Origin of the sequence: Micromonospora deserti (genome assembly GCF_003236335.1) — a bacterium.
GTDB lineage: Bacteria > Actinomycetota > Actinomycetes > Mycobacteriales > Micromonosporaceae > Micromonospora > Micromonospora deserti.
In genome coordinates, this window is the sequence record NZ_POUB01000372.1 from 1 (window position 1) to 4,767 (window position 4,767).

The following is a 4,767-nucleotide window of genomic DNA, read 5'->3' on the forward strand; positions in this document are numbered from 1 at the left end:
GCCTGGTACGGGGCGGCGGCCCGCAGCGTCGCCGGCAGGTGCAGCGCGCCGGGCCGGCCGGCCGGCACCCGCGCCCCGGTGGTGCGGCCCCGCCCGGTGCGGGCCCGGGACCGCCGGCCGGGCACCCCGTCACCGACGCCGGGCGCGGTGAGCAGCCGCGCCGTGAGCCCATCCTGGGGTACGGCCACCGGCTGTGGCCGGGTCGTCGTCGCGCCCGCCGGCACGGGGCCGTCGGGGCGGTCTGCCTCGGCGCCCGCCGGGGCCGGCGGGTCGGCGTGCGCTTGCTCGGTCCGGTCGTCGTGACCGGCCCCGGTCGGGTCGGCCGGGCCGTCGCCGGCCGGTTCCGGGCCGCGCTCTCCCGCCGCGGCGGGCCCACCGGCCGGGCTGTCGTGGGGGCCACGGCCGCCGTCCGGGCCGCCGTCGTCGGGGCTGCCCCCGGGTCCGGCCGGGCCGCCCGGCGGGTCGTCGTCGGGGTGCTCGTCCCGGGCCCGCTGCAACGCCTCGTCGAGGCGCTTCTCGTCCAGCCCCGGCGAGTCGAACGGGTCGCGCCGGCGGCGGTGCGGCAGCGCGAGGCGGGCGGCAGCGCGGACGTCCTCGGCGGTCACCCGCTGGCGGCCGTGCCAGGCGGCGTGCGCCAGCGCGGTGCGGGCGGTGACGATGTCGGCGCGCATGCCGTCCACGTCGAACGCCGCGCAGACCTCGGCGATCTGCCGGAGCGCCGCGTCGGGCAGCAGCACCGAGTCCAGCCGCCGCCGGGCGGCGGCGACCCGGCGGGCGATCTCCGCATCGGCGTCGGCCCAGCGGGCCGCGAACCGGGCGGGATCGGCGTCGGCGGCGAGCCGGCGGCGGACCACCTCGACGCGTACCGCCGGGTCGCGGCTGGCGCCCACCTCGACGGTGAGTCCGAACCGGTCGAGCAGTTGCGGACGCAGCTCCCCCTCCTCCGGGTTCATGGTGCCGACCAGCAGGAAGCGGGCGGCGTGGCTGACCGAGACGCCCTCCCGCTCGACGTGGCAGCGGCCCATCGCGGCGGCGTCCAGCAGCAGGTCGACCAGGTGGTCGTGGAGGAGGTTGACCTCGTCGACGTAGAGCACGCCCCGGTGGGCGGCGGCGAGCAGGCCGGGCTCGAAGGCGCGTACCCCCTCACCGAGGGCCTTCTCCAGGTCGAGGGAGCCGACCACCCGGTCCTCGGCGGCGCCGACCGGCAGCTCGACCAGCCGGGCCGGGCGGCGTTCGGTGACCGGCCCGTCCGGGTGCGGACCGTCCGGGCAGGCCGGGTCGGGGATGCCCGGGTCGCAGGCGAAGCGGCAGCCGGCGATCCGCTCGACCGGGGGCAGCAGCGCGGCGAGGGCCCGCACGGCGGTGGACTTGGCGGTGCCCTTCTCGCCCCGGACGAGAACCCCGCCGATGGCTGGGCTGACCGCGTTGAGCAGCAGGGCGAGGCGCATGTCGTCCATGCCGAGCACGGCGCTGAACGGGTACGTGGTCACGAGCGGTCCTCCAGGTCTCCCTCGCCGGCCAGGTAGGTCTCGCGGAGCCGGTCGAGCGTGGCCGGCTCGGGTTCGGCCCACAGGCCCCGGTCGGCGGCTTCGAGGAGCCGTTCGGTGATGCCGCGCAGCGCCCACGGGTTGGACCGCTCCAGGAACTCCCGGGTGGTGTCGTCGAAGACGTACGCGGCGGCCAGGTGCTCGTACATCCAGTCGTCGACCACCCCGGCCGTGGCGTCGTAGCCGAACAGGTAGTCCACGGTGGCGGCCAGCTCGAACGCGCCCTTGTAGCCGTGCCGGCGCATTGCGGCGATCCAGCGCGGGTTGACCACGCGGGCACGGAACACCCGGCGGGTCTCCTCGCCGAGGGTGCGGGTCCGTACGTCGTGCGGCATCGCCGAGTCCCCCACGTACGCGGCCGGGGCGGCGCCGGTGAGGTGGCGGACCATGGCCACCATTCCGCCGTGGTACTGGAAGTAGTCGTCGGAGTCGACGATGTCGTGCTCGCGGGTGTCCTGGTTTTTCACCGCCACGGCGATCCGGGCGAAGGAGCGTTCCATGTCGACACGCGCCTCCCGTCCGTCCAGGCCCCGGCCGTAGGCGTAGCCGCCCCAGACGGCGTACACCTCGGCGAGGTCGGCGTCGCTGCGCCAGTTGCGGGCGTCGATCAGCGGCAGCAGACCGGCCCCGTACGCCCCCGGCTTGGAGCCGAAGATGCGGGCGGTGGCCCGCCGCTCGTCGCCGTGCGTGGCGAGGTCCGCCTCGACGTGCGCCCGGACGTAGTTGTCGGCGGCCGGCTCGTCGAGCGCGGCGACCCGCCGGACGGCGTCGTCGACGAGGGCGACCACGTGCGGGAAGGCGTCCCGGAAGAACCCGGAGATGCGGACGGTGACGTCGATGCGGGGCCGGCCCAGCTCGGCGAGGGGCACCACCTCCACGCCGGTGACCCGGCGGGAGCGGTCGTCCCACACCGGGCGGCAGCCGAGCAGGGCGAGCACCTCGGCGATGTCGTCGCCCTGGGTGCGCATGGCGCTGGTGCCCCAGACGGTGAGCCCGACCGAGCGGGGGTAGGCCCCGGTGTCGGAGAGGTGGCGGGCGAGCAGCGAGTCCGCGAGGGCCACCCCGACGTCCCAGGCGTTGCGCGACGGGATCGCCTTCGGGTCGACGGAGTAGAAGTTCCGGCCGGTGGGGAGCACGTTGACCAGGCCGCGGGTGGGTGAGCCGGAGGGGCCGGGCGGCACGAACCGGCCGTCGAGCGCGCCGAGGACCCGGTCGATCTCGTCGGTGGTGCGGGCCAGCCGGGGCACGACTTCGGTGGCGGCGAAGCGGAGCACCGCGGCGGCGTCCGGGATGGCCCGCCCGGTCACTTCCTCAACCACCGCGTCGGCCTTGCCGGCGTCCCAGCAGAGGGTCTCCATGGCGAGGACGAGGCGCCGGGCCAGGGCCTCGATCAGGTCAACGGCGTCGGCGGCGGTGACCGCCGGACCGTCCACCGTCTCGGTCAGCGCCGCCGGCAGCGCCGGCCGCTGCCCCGGCGCGGCGAGCAGCGCCTGCTCGTCCAGCCCGTAGCTGGCGGCGATCACCTGGCGCAGGCCGGGCAGGGCGCGGGCGCCGCCCCAGACCTGCGGGGCGCGCAGCACGGCGAGGACCAGGTTGACCCGTGCCTCGCCGGTCGGCGCGGCGGCGAGAACGTGCAGCCCGTCACGGATCTGCACGTCCTTGATTTCGCAGAGGTAGCCGTCGAGGTGCAGCACGAAGTCGTCGAAGTCCTCGGCGTCGGGCATCTGCTCGGTGTGCAGGTCGTGGTGCAGCTCGGCGCTGCGGACGAGGTCCCAGATCTGGGCCTGCACGGTGGGCACCTTGGCCGGGTCGAGGGCCTGCACGGTGGCGTACTCGTCGAGCAGTTGCTCCAGCCGGGCGAGGTCGCCGTACGTCTCGGCGCGGGCCATCGGCGGGACGAGGTGGTCGACCACGACGGCGTGCGCGCGGCGCTTGGCCTGGGTGCCCTCGCCGGGGTCGTTGACGATGAACGGGTAGACCAGCGGCAGGTCGCCCAGGACGGCGTCCGGGGCGCAGTCGGCGGCCAGACCGAGGCCCTTGCCGGGCAGCCATTCCAGGGTGCCGTGCTTGCCCAGGTGCACCACGGCGTCGGCGCCGAACCCGCCGTCGGAAACCGGCGCGGCCAGCCAGCGGTACGCGGCCAGGTAGTGGTGGCTGGGTGGCAGGTCCGGGTCGTGGTAGATGGCGATCGGGTTCTCCCCGAAGCCGCGCGGCGGCTGGATCAGCAGCACCACGTTGCCGAAGCGCAGCCCGGCGAGCACGATGTCGCCGCCGTCGGTGTACAGCTCGCCGGGCGGCTGGCCCCAGTGTTCCCGCATCCGCTCCCGCAACTCGGCCGGCACCTGGTCGAACCAGCGCCGGTAGCGCTCGCCCGGCACCCGCGCCTCGGCGGCGGCGAGCTGTTCCGGGGTGAGCCACTCGACGTCGTGCCCGCCGGCGGCGATCAGGGCGTGGATCAGCGCGTCGCCGTCGTCGGGCGGCGGGGCGTCACCCAGGTCGTAGCCGGCCTCGGCGAGGGCGGCGAGCAGCCGGACCGCGGAGGCCGGGGTGTCCAGGCCGACGGCGTTGCCGACCCGGGAGTGCTTCGTCGGGTAGGAGCTGAGCACGACGGCGAGGCGCTTGTCGGCGTTTGGTACGTGCCGCAGCCGGGCCTGCCGGACGGCGATGCCGGCGACGCGGGCGGCCCGCTCGGGGTCGGCGGCGTAGACCGACAGCCCGTCGGCGTCGATCTGCTTGAATGAGAACGGCACTGTGACGATCCGGCCGTCGAATTCGGGGATGGCCACCTGCATCGCGGCGTCCAGCGGGGACAGTCCGGCGTCGCTGCCGGCCCACTGCTCGCGGGTGCTGGTGAGGCAGAGCGCCTGGATCACCGGCACGTCCAGGGCGGCGAGCGCGCCGACGTCCCAGGCGTCCTCGTCACCCCCGCCGGAGGCGTCGGCGGCGACGGTGCCGCCGGCGGCGAGCACGGTCACCACCAGGGCGTCGCAGCGGGCGAAGAGTCCCAGCGGCCCCGCGCCGGCGGTGAGTCCGCGCAGGGAGCCACAGTAGATGGGCAGCGGGTCGCCGCCGGCCGCCGCGACCGCGTCGGCGAGGGTGTCGACGAAGGCGGTGTTCCCGGCGAGGGCGTGCGCCCGGTAGAACACGATCCCCACCGTCGGCCGGTCCGGGCCGGCCGCCGCCGGCCGGCCGCCGTGGACGCCGTACGCCGGGGTGGGTG

2 protein-coding genes are annotated in these 4,767 nt (G+C 76.2%); both read right to left on the reverse strand.

The genetic code is table 11. The features are described from left to right. On the reverse strand, positions 1-1,457 hold a 1,457-nt coding region (locus tag C1I99_RS29455), incomplete at its 3' end, for a magnesium chelatase ATPase subunit I (protein ID WP_111137452.1). A 29-nt stretch (positions 1,458-1,486) separates the two neighbouring features. After that, positions 1,487-4,767: cobaltochelatase subunit CobN (gene cobN / locus C1I99_RS29460; RefSeq protein WP_111137451.1), on the reverse strand; the 3,281-nt coding region annotated here is incomplete at its 5' end.